Raw genomic sequence first — 17515 nt, 5'->3', positions numbered from 1 at the left:
TGCCTGGCGGCACTAGCGCGGTGGTCCCACCTGACCCCATGCCGAACTCAGAAGTGAAACGCCGTAGCGCCGATGGTAGTGTGGGGTCTCCCCATGCGAGAGTAGGGAACTGCCAGGCATCAAATAAAGCCAAAAGCCCCGTACGAAAGTGCGGGGCTTTTCGCTATGGGGAATTTAAGGCATTGTGTACATTATTTACTCAGTACGTTGCCATGATCTGCAATTTAATTTCTCTTTTTATCCCTTCCTGAACACTCATTTGCTTCCCTTTATAACCAGATAATCTAAATTAATAACTTAAGTTGAAACATTTTCACTTAACGCTTGCAGGCTCGACATCTTAATCAAAAACCGATATCTTCAGCTATCTAGAAGTCTAAACGTATAAATGGATGCAGTGAGGAAGTTGTTATGCCGATCCGGGTTCCAGATGAATTACCAGCGGTGAATTTCCTGCGTAATGAGAACGTCTTTGTTATGACGTCATCACGGGCAAAAACGCAGGAGATCCGTCCTCTTAAGGTGCTGGTTCTCAACCTGATGCCGAAGAAAATTGAGACCGAAAATCAGTTTTTACGACTGCTTTCCAACTCTCCTTTGCAGATTGATGTGCAGCTGTTACGCATTGACAGTCGGGAATCTAAAAATACCCCTGCCGAGCATCTGAATAATTTCTATTGTGACTTTGAAGATATTCAACATGACAACTATGACGGACTGATCGTTACCGGTGCACCTTTAGGCCTGGTCGACTTTTGTGATGTAGCATACTGGCCGGAAATTGAGCGCGTTATTCACTGGGCTAAAGAACATGTCACATCGACCCTGTTTGTTTGCTGGGCGGTTCAGGCGGCGTTGAATGTGCTTTACGGCCTGCCTAAGATGACCCGTGAAGCGAAGTTGTCTGGTGTATATCCCCATCAGACGCTACAACCGCTGGCATTACTGACCCGGGGCTTTGATGAAAGCTTTCTGGCACCTCATTCCCGTTATGCAGATTTTCCGGCAGATGTGCTCCGCCAGCATACGGATCTGGAGATCTTCGCCGAATCCGACGAAGCCGGTGCCTATCTCTTTGCAACCAAAGATAAACGGATGGCTTTTGTTACCGGACACCCTGAGTATGATGCAGGAACGCTGGCTGGTGAGTATCTGCGGGATGTGGCGGCGGGTTTATCGCCGGAAATGCCCTACAACTATTTCCCGCAGGATAACGCCGAGCTCGCCCCAAAGGCGACCTGGCGGAGTCACGGTCACCTGCTGTTTACTAACTGGCTGAATTATTATGTTTATCAGATCACACCGTTTGATCTGCGCCAGATGAATCCAACCCTCGAATAATCCTCTTTTCATGATTTCAGCAGACGATCTTGCCGGTCGTCTGCTCATCCTCTTCTTATCCCCGGATCCCTTTATCTGATCCTTTCCTTCTGTGCCTGTCCCCCCTCATCCGAAATTCATTACCATTTTACGAAAAAATAATTCATTCCTAACTCATTGATTAAAATTAATTATTTTTACAATAAAAAATAAAATGGAAATCGTTTTTGATTTTATGAAATTACTGATTACGCTTAAATCTATCGGGCAATAAATGACCAGAGAAAGATCGCCTCAGGAGCATGGGGGCATCTCCGGTGTGTTTTCGACCGTAACAGCGTCTGTTCAGTGAAGTGCTCTGGCAGATTAAACAGATAAATCAGGAGATAAATGATGTCTGAGCAAATTACCCGCAGTCAGCTTGGTTTTACGCGCCGGTTTGGTGAAAATGAAGCACAGATTCTGACCGAAGAAGCCGTTGATTTTTTATCTGAACTGGTTATCCGTTTTACCCCGCTGCGTAACCGCTTACTCGCCGATCGAATTGCCGTACAGCAGAAGATAGATCAGGGAACGTTGCCTGATTTTGTTTCGGAAACAGATTCCATAAAAAAATCAAACTGGAAGATTCGAGGTATCCCGGCAGACCTACTGGATCGCCGGGTAGAAATCACCGGTCCTGTTGAACGCAAGATGGTGATCAACGCGCTTAACGCTAATGTAAAAGTTTTTATGGCGGACTTTGAGGATTCCCTTGCTCCGGACTGGCAGAAAGTTATCGAAGGGCAGATAAACTTACGCGATGCGGTGAAGGGGACGATCAGCTACACCAATGAATCCGGCAAGATTTATCAACTCAAGCCCGATCCGGCCGTTTTGGTTTGTCGTGTACGTGGTCTGCATTTACCCGAAAAGCATGTGAACTGGCAGGGTGAGGCTATTCCCGGTTCTTTGTTCGACTTCGCTTTGTATTTTTTCCATAACTATCGCGCCTTACTGGCAAAAGGCAGTGGCCCCTACTTCTATCTGCCAAAAATGCAGTCTTATCATGAGGCTGACTGGTGGAGCCAGGTCTTCAGTTTTGCCGAGGATTATGCAGGATTATCACGCGGCACGATTAAAGCCACGGTGCTGATTGAAACCCTGCCTGCGGTTTTCCAGATGGATGAAATCCTTTACCACCTGCGTGATCACATCGTCGGACTGAACTGTGGTCGCTGGGATTACATCTTCAGCTATATCAAAACGTTGAAGAATCATGCTGATCGTGTATTACCTGACCGCCAGTCTGTGACCATGACGCAACCTTTCCTCAGTGCGTACTCGCGTCTGCTGATCAAAACCTGTCATCGCCGTGGCGCATTTGCGATGGGTGGCATGGCGGCATTTATCCCAAGCAAAGACGTTAAGCGTAACGAATGGGTACTGAACAAAGTCCGGACGGACAAAGAGTTTGAAGCGAATAACGGACATGATGGTACCTGGATAGCACACCCCGGGTTGGCCGACACGGTACTCGAAGTGTTTGATAAAGCGCTGGGTGACCGCGTAAATCAACTGGACGTATTACGCGAAGAAGACGCCGAAATTACTGCCGGGCAGTTGCTCGAACCATGTTCAGGCGATCGTACTGAAGAGGGTATGCGCGCCAATATCCGCGTCGCAGTGCAATACATCGAAGCCTGGATTTCTGGCAACGGCTGTGTCCCGATTTACGGGCTGATGGAAGATGCCGCCACGGCGGAAATCTCCCGTACATCAATCTGGCAATGGATCCACCACGGCAAAACGCTTAATGACGGACAACCCGTGACGAAGCCGTTATTCCGCCACATGCTGAACGAAGAAATGCTGGTCATTCAGCAGGAGTTGGGCGACCAACGCTTCAGCGCAGGACGGTTCACACAGGCAGCTGCGCTGATGGAAAAAATCACCACACAGGACGAATTAATCGATTTCCTGACCCTGCCCGGCTATCAGCTGCTGGCCTGATTCTTCTTACCCTACACATAAAAAGACCGGAGCATTTGCCATGAAAACGACCCGTACTCAGCAGATTCAGCAGCTTGAAGAAACCTGGAACCAGCCGCGCTGGAAAGATATTACCCGACCTTACACGGCGGCAGACGTGATTAGCCTGCGTGGCTCAGTCAATCCTGAATGTACGCTGGCACAGCACGGTGCGGCGCGCCTGTGGGATTTACTCCACGGTGGATCGCGTAAAGGGTATGTGAATTGTCTTGGCGCACTGACCGGCGGACAGGCATTGCAACAGGCAAAAGCGGGTATCGAAGCCATTTATCTTTCCGGGTGGCAGGTTGCCGCAGATGCCAATACAGCTTCCAGTATGTATCCCGATCAGTCTTTGTATCCGGTAAATTCGGTACCTGAAGTGGTGGCGCGCATTAACAACACTTTTCGCCGTGCGGACCAGATTCAGTGGGCCAATAACATTGAGCCGGGGCTGCCGGGCTATACCGACTATTTCCTGCCGATTGTGGCCGATGCTGAAGCCGGTTTTGGCGGCGTACTCAATGCCTTTGAGTTGATGAAATCCATGATTGAAGCGGGTGCTGCCGCTGTTCATTTTGAAGACCAGCTTGCCGCAGTGAAGAAGTGCGGGCATATGGGCGGCAAAGTTCTGGTGCCGACTCAGGAAGCGGTGCAGAAACTGGTCTCCGCGCGCCTTGCCGCTGATGTTCTTGGCGTCCCGACGCTGTTGGTGGCGCGTACTGACGCTGATGCGGCAGATTTACTGACGTCAGACTGCGACCCTTATGATAGCCAGTTTATTACCGGCGAAAGAACGCATGAAGGCTTCTACCGGACACACGCCGGTATTGAGCAGGCCATCAGTCGCGGGCTGGCGTACGCGCCTTATGCCGACGTGGTATGGTGCGAAACATCAACGCCTGATCTGGCACTGGCTCAGCATTTTGCCGAGGCCATTCATGCAGAGTTCCCGGGAAAATTGCTGGCCTATAACTGTTCACCATCGTTTAACTGGAAGAAAAATCTCGATGATAAAACCATCGCCAGTTTCCAGGACCAACTGGCCGCGATGGGCTATCAGTATCAGTTCATTACGTTAGCAGGTATCCATAGCATGTGGTTCAACATGTTCGACCTTGCTCATGCCTATGCGCAGGGAGAGGGGATGAAGCACTACGTCGACAAAGTACAGGAACCGGAATTTGCAGCCATAAGTCGCGGCTACACTTTCGCCTCGCACCAGCAGGAAGTCGGAACCGGTTATTTTGATAAAGTCACCACCATCATTCAGGGCGGCCGTTCCTCGGTCACCGCCCTCACCGGTTCTACCGAAGAACAGCAGTTTTCCTCTGCGGCACACTGATATTTATCAGGCCCGGTAAAAGCCGGGCCTTTTTCCTCCGGGAGTCGCCACTATGCGTATAGAGTTGTTGATTGCGCAGACTATTTTGCAGGGATTCGACGCACAGTATGGCCGCTTTCTCGAGGTGACATCGGGGGCACAGCAGCGCTTTGAAAATGCCGACTGGCCGGCGGTACAGGCAGCAATGAAGCAACGTATCCATTTGTATGACCACCATGTCGGGCTGGTGGTTGCCCAGCTCAGATGCATTACCGGCCCGCATTTTTATGATGCCGCGTTTCTGATCCGCGTAAAGGCGTGTTACTCCGGATTACTGCCTGATTATCCGCGGGCTGAAATAGCCGAAAGTTTCTTTAATTCAGTCTATTGCCGCATTTTCAAACATCGCGATCTGACCGCAGACAAACTTTTTATTTTCAGTGAGCAGCCTTTCCGGCGGCCGCAACATTGCGCCCGTCCTTTGTCACGTCTTTACCCGGTTCAGGGCCAGCTTGCCGGCACACTCGCAAGAGTTCTTCATGACCTGCCGGTGCGCTTACCCTGGGAGAATACGCACCGTGACGTAGATTATATTGCTACGGCATTACAACAACGTTTCCCCGCTGAGTGGCTTGCAGAGGCTGATATTGAGATTGCCACCGAGATTTTTTATCGCAATAAAGCCGCATGGATAATCGGTAAAATCAGGACCGGCACGCAGGTATTTCCTATGTTATTGCCGGTGCATCTCAGCAGTCATCAGAAGCAGTTGTTTGTTGATGCCTGTCTTACCGAAAGCAACGATGCCAGTATAGTCTTTGGCTTTGCCCGCTCGTATTTTATGGTGTATGCACCGCAGCCTGGCGCGCTGGTTGAGTGGTTACGTGAGATTCTACCGGCCAAAACCACGGCTGAGCTGTACAGCGCTATCGGTTGCCAGAAGCATGCAAAAACCGAATGTTACCGTGAACATCTGCGCTTTATGGCGCAAACCGATAAGTCTTTTATTATCGCACCCGGTGTTAAAGGAATGGTCATGCTGGTATTTACCCTGCCTGGCAGTGACCGGGTGTTCAAAGTGATAAAAGATAATTTTGCGCCGCAGAAAGAAGTGACCGAAGCACAGGTCAAAGCCTGCTATCAGTTGGTGAAAGAACATGATCGTGTCGGGCGGATGGCCGATACGCAGGAGTTTGAGCATTTTGTTCTGCCGAAGAAAAATATCAGTCCTGAACTGATGGCTGAACTACAGCGTGAAGTACCTGCCAAGATTGAAGATTTGGGAGACAGCATTGCGCTCAGGCACCTGTATATTGAACGGCGTATGACGCCGCTGAATTTATATCTGGAACAGGCCAGCACTAAGCAGCTTCATGATGTGATTGAAGAATATGGCAATGCAATTAAACAACTGGCTGCGGCTAATATCTTTCCCGGAGACATGTTGTTTAAGAATTTTGGCGTGACTCGTCATGGCCGGGTAGTATTTTATGATTACGATGAAATCTGCTACATGACCGAAGTGAATTTTCGCGATATTCCCGCGCCACGTTATCCGGAGGATGAACTGGCCAGTGAACCCTGGTACAGCATTGCGCCAGGTGATGTTTTTCCCGAGGAATTCCGGCATTTTCTTTGCAGTGACAAACGCCTTGGTCAGATGTTTGAAACGCTACACGACGACCTTTTCAGCGCCAGTTACTGGCGCGGTTTGCAGCAGAGGATCCGTGAGGGGCATGTCGAAGATGTCTTTGCTTATCGCCGTTCGCGGCGTTTTAGCCATCGTTAATAAACTGAAATCCTGCCGCATCATAATGGTGGGATTTCAGCATCTCTCTCAGTGTTTTCCGCCGCCGTAGGCTTGCGTGATTTCTTTCGCCGCGTGGATCACCAGAGCCCCCAGTTCCGTCACCCGGTCGTCGGTGATGCGCGAAACCGGACCCGAAATGGAAATGGCTGCATAGGCATCGTTATGCTCGTCATAGATACAGGTCGCCACACAACGCAAACCGAGCGCATGCTCTTCATCATCAAAGGCATAACCGCGTTTACGGGTATCTGCCAGCTCCTGTTTCAGGTTCGCCGGAGACGTTTTTGTTAACGGCGTATAACTGTGCAGACCGATTTTGTGCAGCAGTTTTGCCAGACGTTCTTCCGGCAGGGTTGAAAGAAACGCTTTGCCGGCACCTGACGCATGCATGGGTAATTTTCCGCCAATAGGCGCGGACATTCTCATCAGGGCATTACATTGCACCTGATCGATAATGATCGCCTGATAATCACTGTGATCCAGCACGGCCAGATTGACCGTTTCGCCGGACTCCTCCATCAGGCGGCGTAGCATCGGGTGTACCATGGCCAGTAAATTACGGCTTTGCAGGAAACTACTGCCCACGATAAAAGCGTGCGAGCCTATGGTCCACAAGCCCAAATCTCCGACCTGACGAACAAACCCCTGCTGTTGCATGGTGGTCAGAAGGCGGTGGGTGGTGGAGTTGGGTAAACCCGCTTGCTGGGCGAGATCGGTCAGCGCCACGCTGCCCTGAGCTTCGGCAATATATTCCAGCAATTTAAGGCCACGCGTCAGGGACTGAACTTGTCCGGTTGCAGCATTGCTGTTGGCGGCAGCAGCTTTAGTTTTCTTAGCACGTTTGGCCGGAGCCGATACGGACGTTGCCATGAGCCTGTTCCTTGTAAGATGCGCCAAAAGCTGGCGAAGAAAAATCATTTTTGGAATTGGTTTTCGTTTTTACAGTATGGATCGCAACGTGCCTTTACGCTCATCCGATGTGTTGCATGGCGTTTGCGGGATGTCTTCCCGAATTGAAAAAGTCTCACGTCAGCGCGGCCTTTTGGCTGAGGAAGATATGCTAGGATGTTGACCATAATTTCCGGCGCATGAATGAATAATTTGCCGGGTGTGCGTGATGGGTGATGAGGTGAAAGTGACTAATCGAGTTGAGGCGCTACATAAGCAGCTGGCACAGCGCATTTTGGTTCTGGATGGCGGCATGGGCACTATGATCCAAAGCTATCGTCTGGAAGAAGAAGATTACCGCGGTGAGCGTTTTGCTGACTGGGAAAGCGATCTTAAAGGCAATAATGATCTGCTGGTGCTCTCCAGACCTGAAGTGATCATCGAGATCCACAACGGTTATCTTGCTGCCGGTGCAGATATCCTCGAAACCAACACGTTCAACTCCACCACGATTGCAATGGCTGACTACCATATGGAATCCTTGTCGGCTGAAATTAACTATGAGGCCGCTCGGCTGGCGCGACAGTGCGCCGATGAGTGGACTGCCCGTACGCCGGATAAACCGCGTTATGTCGCCGGGGTGTTAGGCCCGACCAACCGGACGGCATCGATTTCCCCTGATGTTAACGATCCCGCATTCCGTAACGTAACTTTCGATCAGCTGGTTGACGCTTACCGGGAATCTACCCGTGCGCTGATCGAAGGCGGGGTCGATCTGATCATGATCGAAACCGTATTCGACACACTTAATGCTAAAGCCGCCACGTTCGCAGTTGAAAGCGAATTCGAAGCGGTGGGTATTGTCTTGCCGGTCATGGTTTCCGGCACGATTACCGATGCCTCGGGCCGTACTTTGTCCGGCCAGACAACCGAAGCATTTTATAACTCATTACGCCATGTGAAACCGCTCACCTTTGGCCTTAACTGCGCCCTGGGGCCTGATGAATTACGTCAGTATGTGGCTGAGTTATCCCGTATTGCAGAATGTTATGTCACCGCACACCCGAACGCCGGTTTACCTAACGCCTTTGGTGAATACGATCTCGAAGCTAAAGAAATGGCTGAGCATATTGCCGAATGGGCACGCTCGGGCTTTCTGAACATCGTCGGTGGTTGCTGTGGTACCACGCCTGCGCACATTGCGGCGATGGTGAAAGCCGTGGAAGGCGTGCCGCCCCGTGCTTTGCCGACCATTCCTGTTGCCTGCCGTCTGGCAGGGCTGGAACCGCTGACCATCGATCCACAGACGCTGTTTGTGAATGTCGGTGAACGTACCAATGTGACCGGCTCCGCGCGTTTCAAGCGACTGATTAAAGAAGAAAAGTATGCGGAAGCGCTGGCTGTAGCCCGTCAGCAGGTAGAAAGTGGCGCGCAAATTATTGACATCAACATGGATGAAGGAATGCTCGACGCCGAAGCGGCGATGGTGCGCTTCCTCAGCCTGATTGCCGGTGAACCGGATATCGCCCGTGTGCCGATCATGATCGACTCCTCCAAATGGGACGTCATCGAGAAAGGCCTGAAATGCATCCAGGGCAAGGGGATTGTTAACTCCATTTCCATGAAGGAAGGCGAAGAAGCCTTCCTGCACCATGCCCGTATGGTTCGCCGCTACGGCGCAGCCGTGGTGGTCATGGCATTTGATGAAACCGGGCAAGCGGACACCCGTGCCCGCAAAATTCAAATCTGCCGCCGTGCCTATAAATTGCTGACTGAAAAGGTCGGCTTCCCGCCGGAAGATATTATTTTCGACCCGAACATCTTTGCCGTAGCGACCGGTATTGAAGAGCACAATAACTACGCCGTTGATTTCATCGAAGCCTGTGCTGATATTAAAGCACAACTGCCGCATGCGTTGATTTCCGGCGGTGTTTCCAATGTGTCCTTCTCGTTCCGCGGTAACGAACCGGTGCGTGAAGCCATTCACGCTGTCTTTCTGTATCACGCCATCCGCAACGGTATGGATATGGGTATCGTCAACGCCGGCCAGTTGGCGATTTATGATGATTTACCGGCTGAACTGCGCGACGCCGTGGAAGATGTCATCCTCAACCGTCGTCATGATGGTACTGAGCGTCTGCTCGAACTGGCCGAAAAATACCGTGGCAGCAAGGACGATGGCGAAGCGAATAAGCAGCAGGCGGAATGGCGCAGCTGGGAAGTAAAAAAACGCCTCGAATACTCGCTGGTGAAAGGCATTACCGAATTTATCGAACTGGATACTGAAGAGTGCCGTCAGCTGGCCGCGCGTCCTATCGAAGTGATCGAAGGCCCGCTGATGGATGGTATGAATGTGGTCGGTGACCTGTTTGGTGCTGGCAAAATGTTCCTGCCGCAGGTGGTGAAATCCGCGCGTGTGATGAAACAAGCGGTGGCCTATCTGGAGCCGTACATTGAAGCCAGCAAGGAAAAGGGCCAGACCAACGGCAAAATTCTTCTCGCGACGGTAAAAGGCGATGTGCATGACATTGGCAAAAACATCGTCGGTGTTGTGCTGCAATGTAATAACTACGAGATTATTGATCTCGGTGTGATGGTGCCGACTGACAAAATTCTGAAAACTGCCATTGAAGAAAACGTCGATATTATCGGGCTTTCCGGGCTTATCACCCCGTCGCTGGATGAAATGGTCAACGTGGCAAAAGAAATGGAACGCCGTGGTTTCACCATGCCGTTGCTGATTGGCGGCGCAACCACATCGAAAGCGCACACAGCGGTGAAAATAGAACAAAATTACAGTGGTGCGACCTGCTATGTGCAAAACGCTTCACGCTCTGTGGGCGTCGTCTCTGCGTTGTTGTCCAATGATCAGCGCGATGCGTTTATCGGACGAACGCGTAAAGAGTATGAAACCGTACGTATCCAGCATGGTCGTAAAAAACCGCGCACGCCGCCGGTGAGTCTGGCAGTGGCCCGCGACAACGCGACTTTTATCGATTGGGAAACTTACACGCCGCCGGTGGCTCACCGTCTGGGCATCCAGAAAGTGGAAGCCAGCATTGAAACATTGCGTAATTACATCGACTGGACACCGTTCTTTATGACCTGGTCGCTGGCGGGCAAATATCCGCGCATTCTTGAAGATGAAGTTGTCGGCGAGGAAGCGAAGCGCCTGTTCAAGGATGCCAACGATTTGCTGGATAAACTCTCCGCTGAAAAATTACTGAATCCGCGTGGTGTAGTGGGCCTGTTCCCGGCAAACCGCACGGGCGATGATATCGAAATCTACAGCGACGAACGCCGTCAGGATGTGCTGGTGGTCAGCCATCATCTGCGTCAGCAAACGGAAAAAACCGATTTCGCCAACTACTGTCTGGCTGACTTTGTTGCGCCGAAATCCAGTGGCAAAAAAGATTACATGGGGGCATTTGCCGTAACCGGCGGTCTTGAGGAAGATGCGCTGGCCGAGGCGTATGACAAGCAGCATGATGATTACAATAAAATCATGATCAAGGCTCTGGCAGACCGTCTGGCAGAAGCGTTCGCAGAGTACCTGCACGAGAAGGTACGTAAAGTGTACTGGGGTTTTGCGCCGACAGAAAACCTGAGCAATGAAGAACTGATCCGCGAAAATTATCAGGGAATACGCCCGGCACCCGGTTACCCGGCCTGTCCTGAACATACTGAAAAAGGGCAAATCTGGAAGCTGCTGGATGTCGAAGCCAATACCGGTATGCAACTGACCGAGTCCTTTGCCATGTGGCCGGGGGCAGCTGTATCCGGCTGGTATTTCAGCCATCCTGACAGTAAATACTTCGCTGTGGCGCAGATCCAGCGTGATCAGGTTGAAGATTATGCAGCGCGTAAAAACATGCCGGTCGCAGAAGTGGAAAGATGGTTAGCCCCTAATCTGGGTTACGATGCCGACTAATAATATAAATGCCCGTTAACGGGCATTTTTTTTCCTTGATTTCCTTACGGATTCAGCTCACTTCCACATCAATGTGCAGTGCGTCATAGCGCCAGTATTCTAAATCGCAGTCGATGACCCGGTCGTGCTGGTCACGGTTGGTTCGCGTGATAAACAGTGCAGGGCTGCCGGGTGCCACTCTCAACGCATGCGAGGCTTCTTCACTCAGCAACGTAGGTACCATATCAAATCGTACGCGTCCGTAATGAATGTCGTAGCGCAGCGCATACAGATCGGTCAGCGATGATGTGAGATCAGCGCTGAGAATATCCTGAAAATACAGCGGATTAAGATAGTGCTCGACATACAGTACCGGACGGCTATCGATATAACGTAACCGTCTTATGCAAATCACCTCACTCTCTGCCGGCACTAATAACTTCTGACACACCGTATCACTGGCAAGACAGTACTTCGCATCGATCACTTCGGTTTTTGCGCTGCGTCCCTGATCTTTCGCCATCGCGTGAAAATGACTTCTTTGCAGCGGGTTATAAATAATGCGCGGTGGGGAAACAAACCAGCCCCGGCGCACTTCCCGGTAAATCAGACCCTGTGCCTCAAGCTGGCTCAATGCTTCCCGTAATGTGATACGGGTGGTGGAAAACTGTTCACTCAACGCGCGCTCAGAAGGCAGCCTTCCCTCTGCAGAAAATGCCCCGGCTGCAATACTTTCGCTCAATGCCTTGCAGATAACGGCAAGGGTGGTCTGCGATTCACTCATCGGTTAGCAAGCCTCATTTCAGTGCGTTTTTGCACCAATCTGACTCTGCATCGTGTCAATAATGTGCGCCCGTTAACAGCGATCAGCTTAAAACTGCTGCTTTTTCGCGCTGACATATAATTATCACAATTGAGCGTTAGATTGGCTTGGTTCTTGCTGGACTAGACCAGCACTTCACACACTATCATCTGGAGCATCCGTTATGAAACAGTTGTTCGCTTCTGTGTTAACCAGCGCGCTTGTCCTCTCCGCTTCACCGGCATTTGCCGCTGAGCCTCCTGCTGCACTCCTCAAAGCGGCACAAGCCGAAGGAACGGTAAACAGTGTCGGTATGCCTGATGACTGGGCGAACTGGAAAGGAACATGGAGTGATCTGAGCACTAAATATGGTCTGAAACACAGTGATACCGATATGAGTTCCGCCCAGGAAATCGCCAAATTCCTGGCAGAGAAGGACAATGCCAGTGCTGATATTGGTGACGTGGGCGCTGCTTTCGGACCGGTTGCTGTGCAAAAAGGCGTGACCCAGCCTTATAAACCGACAACCTGGGATCAGGTACCCGACTGGGCAAAAGATAAAGACGGTATGTGGGCGCTCGCTTACACCGGTACTATCGCCTTCATCATTGATAAATCGCAGGTTAAAGATGAGCCACACAGCTGGGCTGATCTGCTCAACAGCAAATACAAAGTGACTATTGGTGATGTGAGCACCGCAGCGCAGGCGGCAAACGGCGTGCTGGCGGCAACTTACGCGATGGGTGGGAATGAAAAGGATCTAAAACCAGGTCTGGAATATTTCGGCAAACTGGCGAAAGCAGGACGTCTGAGTCTGACGAACCCGGTGATCGCTTCTCTGGAGAAAGGTGAGGTGCAGGTTGGCGTCGTCTGGGACTTCAACGGGCTGAGCTATCGCGACAAAATCGACAGAACCCGCTTCGATGTGGTGATCCCATCGGATGGCACTATCACGTCCGGCTACACCACCATCATCAACAAATTCGCCAAACACCCAAATGCGGCAAAACTGGCACGTGAATACATCTTCTCTGATGCTGGCCAGATCAACTTAGCACAAGGTTATGCCCGCCCGATCCGTGCTGACCACATCACTCTGCCAGACGATGTAAAAGCCAAACTGCTGCCATCCAGTGAATACAAAAATGCACATCCGATTGCCGATCCGGCTGCCTGGGACAAGAGCGCGAAAACCTTGCCGCGCCTGTGGCAGGAAAACGTCATGATCAACATGCAGCAATAAATTCCTAAAAATAAGAAGAACCGGGCAGCGAAAGCATTGGTTAATGACAACACCTGTAAGAAATGAAAGGCATACATGTAATGAAAAGCATTCTGGTAGTTCTCGACGGCCTGAATTATCAGGTCGGCAACGACACAATGGGTTATTTACAGGCGCAGTGTGCCGCAAGACGTGGCCGCTTGTATCAACTGGAATGCGAATTGCCTTCGCTGTCCCGACCGCTTTATGAATGCATTCTCACCGGCATCACGCCGGTGGAGAGTGGCATCGTTCATAACCATGTTGACCGGTTATCGACACAACGCAGTATTTTTCACTATGCCCGCGACGCCGGTCTGACGACGGCTGCGGCGGCTTATCACTGGGTCAGCGAGCTGTACAACCGCACACCATTTGACCCGCCGCGTGATCGTCACACCAGTGATGAATCGCTGGCTATCCAGCACGGTCATTTCTATTACGACGACAGTTATCCTGATTCGCATTTGTTCGATGATGCCGAAAGCCTGCGACGTCGTCATGATCCCGACTTCCTGCTGATCCATCCGATGAACATTGATGATGCCGGGCATAAATTCGGCCTGTCGACACCGCAATATCGTAACAAAGCACGGATCGCAGACGGCATCCTGTCACGCTATCTGGGTGACTGGCTGGATGCCGGTTATCAGGTGATCGTGACCGCGGATCACGGCATGAATGATGACCGCAGTCACAGCGGAATTTTGCCGGAGGAGCGTCAGGTGCCGCTGTTCGTTTTTGGCAGTGCGTTCAGCTTCAAAGAGGCCGCACCGTTGCAGACCGAGTTGTGCGGAACCGTTTGTCAGATCCTTAATATTGCCCACGATAAGCCACATTGCGCGGCATTACTGGCCTGAATCCCGTCACTTTTAGAGGATACCCGATGAAAGCTAAGTGGATTGCGGCGTTGTTTATGCTGCCATTTCTGGTGTTTTTCATCGCTTTTCAGCTGGCGCCGCTGGCATGGATTGCGGTGAGCAGTTTTTACAGTGAGACGTATGAAGCCTGGGGACTGGGCAATTACACCGATATTCTGACATCACCGTTCTATTTACAGGCTATGCGTTTCTCGCTGGATATTTCCATCTGGTCGAGTTTATACGGCTTGCTTATCGCGTTGGTGGGCAGTTACTCACTTCGCCAGTTAGGCCCGACAAAGCTGCACGATTTTGTCATGTCGTTCACTAACATGACCAGCAACTTTGCCGGGGTGCCGCTGGCCTTCGCCTTCGTGATCCTGCTTGGCCTGAATGGTTGCCTGACGCTGCTGTTGAAAAAATATGGCCTGATGGAACACTTCGACCTCTATTCGAAAGACGGGCTTATTGTCCTCTATACCTATTTTCAGATCCCGCTCGGCGTGTTGCTGATGTATCCGGCATTTGATGCGCTGCGGGAGGACTGGCGCGAGTCAGCAGCCTTGCTGGGCGCGGGACGCTGGCGTTACTGGCGTCATATTGGTATTCCGGTGCTGTTCCCGGCCTTGCTCGGTACCTTCGTGATTTTGCTGGCCAATGCCCTTGGCGCGTATGCCACGGTGTATGCGCTGACCACCGGTAATTTTAACGTGGTGCCGGTGCGTATCGCGGCGTTGGTCTCGGGGGATATTTCTCTCGATCCGAACATGGGCAGTGCGCTGGCGATGTTGCTGGTGGTGCTGATGGCCTTTATCACGCTGATCCATCAGTGGTTATTGCGTAAAAGTTATCTCAGTCAGCGCAGCTGACGGGCAAAAAAAGGAACGTAAAATGTCGCGCTCTGAAGCGATTTACCACCGTGTGGTGATCTGGATTTTACTGATTGTCCTGATGTTGCCGCTGCTGGCGACGCTGGTCTATGCGCTGGTGCTGGAATGGGGTGCCACTATATTGCCGAGCGGCTTTACGCTCAAATGGCTGGTGGAATTGTGGAGTGATCCGCGTTTCCTGATTGCGCTCTGGCACTCGCTGCTGGTGTGTTTTGGCACACTTTTCCTGTCGCTGGTGCTGATCCTGCCACTCATGTTTGTGATTGCTTACTATTTTCCAAAGCTTGATGCGCTGATGAATATCCTGATCTTACTGCCGTTCGCCGTGCCACCCGTGGTGTCGTCGGTCGGTCTGATGCAACTCTATTCCGCTGAACCGCTGGCGCTGACCGGCACGCCGTGGATCCTGATCGGTTGTTACTTCACCATCGCGCTGCCGTTTATCTATCGCGCCATCTCCAACAACATGCAGGCGATCAACCTGCGTGATCTGATGGATGCCGCGCACCTGCTCGGGGCCAGCACCTGGAAAGCGGCACTGCTGGTGGTTTTACCGAACTTACGCAAAGGCGGAATGATTGCTGTCCTGCTGTCGTTTTCCTTCCTGATCGGGGAATTTGTATTCGCCAACCTGCTGGCGGGCAGCCGTTATGAAACGGTTCAGGTTTACCTCTATAACATGCGCAATGGCAGCGGCCATTTTACCAGCGCACTGGTCATCTCCTATTTCATGGTCGTCCTGATTTTCACCTGGGTGGCGAACATCCTGAACAAAGGAAAGCGCTGATTATGTCGTATTTACAGGTTACTCAACTCAATAAGTCTTACGGCCCGACGCAAATTTTCAACAACATCGATTTTTCAGCACAAGAGGGTGAATTCGTCACGCTGCTGGGACCCAGCGGTTGTGGGAAATCCACACTGCTTCGCTGTCTCGCGGGGCTGACGTCGGTGGACAGCGGAAAAATTCTGATACAGGGGCAGGATATTGTGCCGTTGCCGCCGCAGCAGCGCGGTATAGGTATGGTCTTCCAGAGTTACGCGTTGTTCCCGAATATGACCGTGGAAGCTAATGTCGCATTCGGCCTGAAAATGCAAAAGATACCGGCTTCCGAGTTGCATCGCCGCGTCGGTGAAGTGCTGGAACTGGTGGAAATGAACGACTATGCCAAACGTTATCCGCATCAGCTTTCCGGTGGCCAATGTCAGCGTGTGGCGCTGGCGCGTTCACTGGTCACACAGCCGCGTCTGTTGTTGCTTGATGAACCGCTTTCCGCGCTCGATGCCCGTATCCGTAAGCATTTGCGTGAGCAAATCCGCCGTATTCAGCGTGAAATGAACCTGACGGCGATTTTCGTGACACACGATCAGGAAGAAGCGCTGACCATGTCCGATCGGATTGTGCTGATGAACAAAGGACAAATCGTCCAAAATGCTGACGCCGAAACCCTGTATACTGAACCGGTGGATGCGTTCGCCGCAGGCTTTATCGGCAGTTACAATCTGTTAAACCCTGAACAGGCGATGGCGCTGACCGGCATACGTTATACCGGTCGCGTCGCCATCCGGCCGGAGTCGGTCACGATGTGTGAACTGACTGAAGGCATTCCGGCTAAAATTATCAGCCACAGCCTGCTCGGTAACGTCGTGCGTTATCGCGTTTTAGCGCATGGCGTTGAGCTTTCTGTGGATGTCTTAAACCGCTCTGTGGCCTCACTTCGTGCCGATGGCAGCGATATTGGTCTACAGTTAGATCTTGTTACGTTACGGGAAGTTGCATGAAACTGGCGCTGTTTGATCTCGATGAAACCCTGATTAGCGGCGACTGTTCGAGTTTGTGGTCAGCCTATATGGTGGCCAATGGCTGGGTGGCCGATGAACAGGCTTTCCTGCAACAAGATGCCGCACTGATGCAGCAATACGCTGCCGGCCAGATGGATATGCAGGAGTACATGCGTTGTACTTTGGTGCCGCTGTCCGGCCGCCGTCAACGTGATGTCGCGGCAATGGTCGCGAATTATATTCAGGATGTGATTGCCCCGCGTGTTTACGCGCAGGCGCGTGAGTGTCTGGCTGCTCACCGCGCACAGGGCGACCGGACGGTGATTATTTCCGCATCCGGTGAACATCTGGTGCAGCCAATTGCCCGTTTCCTCGGTGTTGATGAAACGCTGGCGATTGGTGTTGAAATCAAAGAAGGGCGCTTTACCGGCGCCACACAGGGGACGATGACCTACCGCGAAGGCAAAGTTTCGCGGTTACTTGAACTCATCAATCAGGACGAATCCCTGTTGCAATCAGCCAGTTTTTATTCGGATTCCCATAATGATCTGCCGTTGCTGACGCGCGTTGGGCAGCCTGTGGTGGTGAATCCGGACGCCATCCTGCTCCAGCACGCCCGGCAGGCAGGATGGCCGGTCTATGCCTGGCGTTAATGGAG

Annotated in this window: 13 protein-coding genes and 1 rRNA gene; 12 read left to right on the top strand and 2 right to left on the bottom strand. The window is 51.7% G+C overall.

Going from position 1 to position 17515, the window contains the following annotated elements; genetic code table 11:
- Positions 1 to 2: 2 nt before the first annotated feature.
- The 5 genes from rrf to aceK all read left to right on the top strand — a co-directional run bounded on the left by rrf (position 3) and on the right by aceK (position 6443).
- A 5S ribosomal RNA gene (gene rrf / locus ACOZIO_RS18350) occupies positions 3 to 118 on the top strand.
- A 293-nt stretch (positions 119 to 411) separates the two neighbouring features.
- The gene (gene metA / locus ACOZIO_RS18345) at positions 412 to 1341 is read left to right on the top strand and encodes a homoserine O-acetyltransferase MetA (RefSeq protein ID WP_129954852.1); all 930 of its coding nucleotides are present in this window, start codon (positions 412 to 414) and stop codon (positions 1339 to 1341) included.
- A gap of 372 nt (positions 1342 to 1713) precedes the next feature.
- Entirely contained in the window at positions 1714 to 3312 is a 1599-nt protein-coding gene (gene aceB / locus ACOZIO_RS18340) for a malate synthase A (protein ID WP_377424601.1), read from the top strand.
- Between the two features lie 40 nt (positions 3313 to 3352).
- The gene (gene aceA, locus ACOZIO_RS18335; protein ID WP_129954851.1) at positions 3353 to 4675 is read left to right on the top strand and encodes an isocitrate lyase; all 1323 of its coding nucleotides are present in this window, start codon (positions 3353 to 3355) and stop codon (positions 4673 to 4675) included.
- Positions 4676 to 4727: 52 nt separating this feature from the next.
- Positions 4728 to 6443, top strand: coding sequence for a bifunctional isocitrate dehydrogenase kinase/phosphatase (gene aceK / locus ACOZIO_RS18330; protein ID WP_129954850.1), 1716 nt, complete (start codon positions 4728 to 4730; stop codon positions 6441 to 6443).
- Between the two features lie 48 nt (positions 6444 to 6491).
- On the opposite strand, the gene iclR is transcribed toward aceK, so the two are convergent.
- Positions 6492 to 7334 (bottom strand): glyoxylate bypass operon transcriptional repressor IclR, encoded by an 843-nt coding sequence (iclR, locus tag ACOZIO_RS18325; RefSeq protein WP_421595567.1) that lies wholly within the window; start codon positions 7332 to 7334, stop codon positions 6492 to 6494.
- A gap of 247 nt (positions 7335 to 7581) precedes the next feature.
- Here iclR and metH point away from each other — a divergent pair, with 247 nt between their 5' ends.
- The gene (metH, locus tag ACOZIO_RS18320; RefSeq protein WP_421595566.1) at positions 7582 to 11283 is read left to right on the top strand and encodes a methionine synthase; all 3702 of its coding nucleotides are present in this window, start codon (positions 7582 to 7584) and stop codon (positions 11281 to 11283) included.
- 52 nt (positions 11284 to 11335) lie between these two features.
- Here the strand turns inward: metH and ACOZIO_RS18315 are convergent, their stop codons facing one another.
- On the bottom strand, positions 11336 to 12046 hold the full coding sequence (locus tag ACOZIO_RS18315; protein WP_129991925.1) for a UTRA domain-containing protein: 711 nt from the start codon (positions 12044 to 12046) through the stop codon (positions 11336 to 11338).
- A 202-nt stretch (positions 12047 to 12248) separates the two neighbouring features.
- Here ACOZIO_RS18315 and ACOZIO_RS18310 point away from each other — a divergent pair, with 202 nt between their 5' ends.
- The 6 genes from ACOZIO_RS18310 (at position 12249) to ACOZIO_RS18285 (ending at position 17510) form a co-directional block, all read left to right on the top strand.
- The gene (locus ACOZIO_RS18310) at positions 12249 to 13307 is read left to right on the top strand and encodes an ABC transporter substrate-binding protein (protein WP_129954846.1); all 1059 of its coding nucleotides are present in this window, start codon (positions 12249 to 12251) and stop codon (positions 13305 to 13307) included.
- A gap of 80 nt (positions 13308 to 13387) precedes the next feature.
- Complete coding sequence (locus tag ACOZIO_RS18305; protein ID WP_421595565.1) at positions 13388 to 14185, top strand: alkaline phosphatase family protein; 798 nt, start codon at positions 13388 to 13390, stop codon at positions 14183 to 14185.
- A 26-nt stretch (positions 14186 to 14211) separates the two neighbouring features.
- Positions 14212 to 15054 carry an ABC transporter permease gene (locus tag ACOZIO_RS18300; protein ID WP_129954844.1) on the top strand — a complete coding sequence of 281 codons (843 nt, stop codon included), beginning with the start codon at positions 14212 to 14214 and terminating at the stop codon, positions 15052 to 15054.
- Positions 15055 to 15076: 22 nt separating this feature from the next.
- A complete protein-coding gene (locus ACOZIO_RS18295; protein ID WP_129954843.1) occupies positions 15077 to 15862 on the top strand; it encodes an ABC transporter permease in 786 nt (261 codons plus the stop codon).
- Positions 15863 to 15864: 2 nt separating this feature from the next.
- Entirely contained in the window at positions 15865 to 16857 is a 993-nt protein-coding gene (locus ACOZIO_RS18290; protein ID WP_217138122.1) for an ABC transporter ATP-binding protein, read from the top strand.
- Positions 16854 to 17510: an HAD family hydrolase gene (locus ACOZIO_RS18285; protein ID WP_129954841.1), complete on the top strand. Its 657-nt coding sequence runs from the start codon at positions 16854 to 16856 to the stop codon at positions 17508 to 17510. Before ACOZIO_RS18290 ends, ACOZIO_RS18285 begins: the two co-directional genes overlap by 4 nt.
- Positions 17511 to 17515 lie beyond the last annotated feature (5 nt).

Source organism: Rahnella sp. PD4, from assembly GCF_049199325.1.
Taxonomy (GTDB): domain Bacteria; phylum Pseudomonadota; class Gammaproteobacteria; order Enterobacterales; family Enterobacteriaceae; genus Rahnella; species Rahnella perminowiae.
The sequence above is the reverse complement of the archived record's forward strand: the minus strand, read 5'-3'. Positions and strand labels throughout refer to the sequence as shown.

Coding starts and splice junctions, on each gene's coding strand:
- metA (WP_129954852.1), top strand. CDS start 412: ATGCCGATCCGGGTTCCAGATGAATTACCAGCGGTGAATTTCCTGCGT.
- aceB (WP_377424601.1), top strand. CDS start 1,714: ATGTCTGAGCAAATTACCCGCAGTCAGCTTGGTTTTACGCGCCGGTTT.
- aceA (WP_129954851.1), top strand. CDS start 3,353: ATGAAAACGACCCGTACTCAGCAGATTCAGCAGCTTGAAGAAACCTGG.
- aceK (WP_129954850.1), top strand. CDS start 4,728: ATGCGTATAGAGTTGTTGATTGCGCAGACTATTTTGCAGGGATTCGAC.
- iclR (WP_421595567.1), bottom strand. CDS start 7,334: ATGGCAACGTCCGTATCGGCTCCGGCCAAACGTGCTAAGAAAACTAAA.
- metH (WP_421595566.1), top strand. CDS start 7,582: ATGGGTGATGAGGTGAAAGTGACTAATCGAGTTGAGGCGCTACATAAG.
- ACOZIO_RS18315 (WP_129991925.1), bottom strand. CDS start 12,046: ATGAGTGAATCGCAGACCACCCTTGCCGTTATCTGCAAGGCATTGAGC.
- ACOZIO_RS18310 (WP_129954846.1), top strand. CDS start 12,249: ATGAAACAGTTGTTCGCTTCTGTGTTAACCAGCGCGCTTGTCCTCTCC.
- ACOZIO_RS18305 (WP_421595565.1), top strand. CDS start 13,388: ATGAAAAGCATTCTGGTAGTTCTCGACGGCCTGAATTATCAGGTCGGC.
- ACOZIO_RS18300 (WP_129954844.1), top strand. CDS start 14,212: ATGAAAGCTAAGTGGATTGCGGCGTTGTTTATGCTGCCATTTCTGGTG.
- ACOZIO_RS18295 (WP_129954843.1), top strand. CDS start 15,077: ATGTCGCGCTCTGAAGCGATTTACCACCGTGTGGTGATCTGGATTTTA.
- ACOZIO_RS18290 (WP_217138122.1), top strand. CDS start 15,865: ATGTCGTATTTACAGGTTACTCAACTCAATAAGTCTTACGGCCCGACG.
- ACOZIO_RS18285 (WP_129954841.1), top strand. CDS start 16,854: ATGAAACTGGCGCTGTTTGATCTCGATGAAACCCTGATTAGCGGCGAC.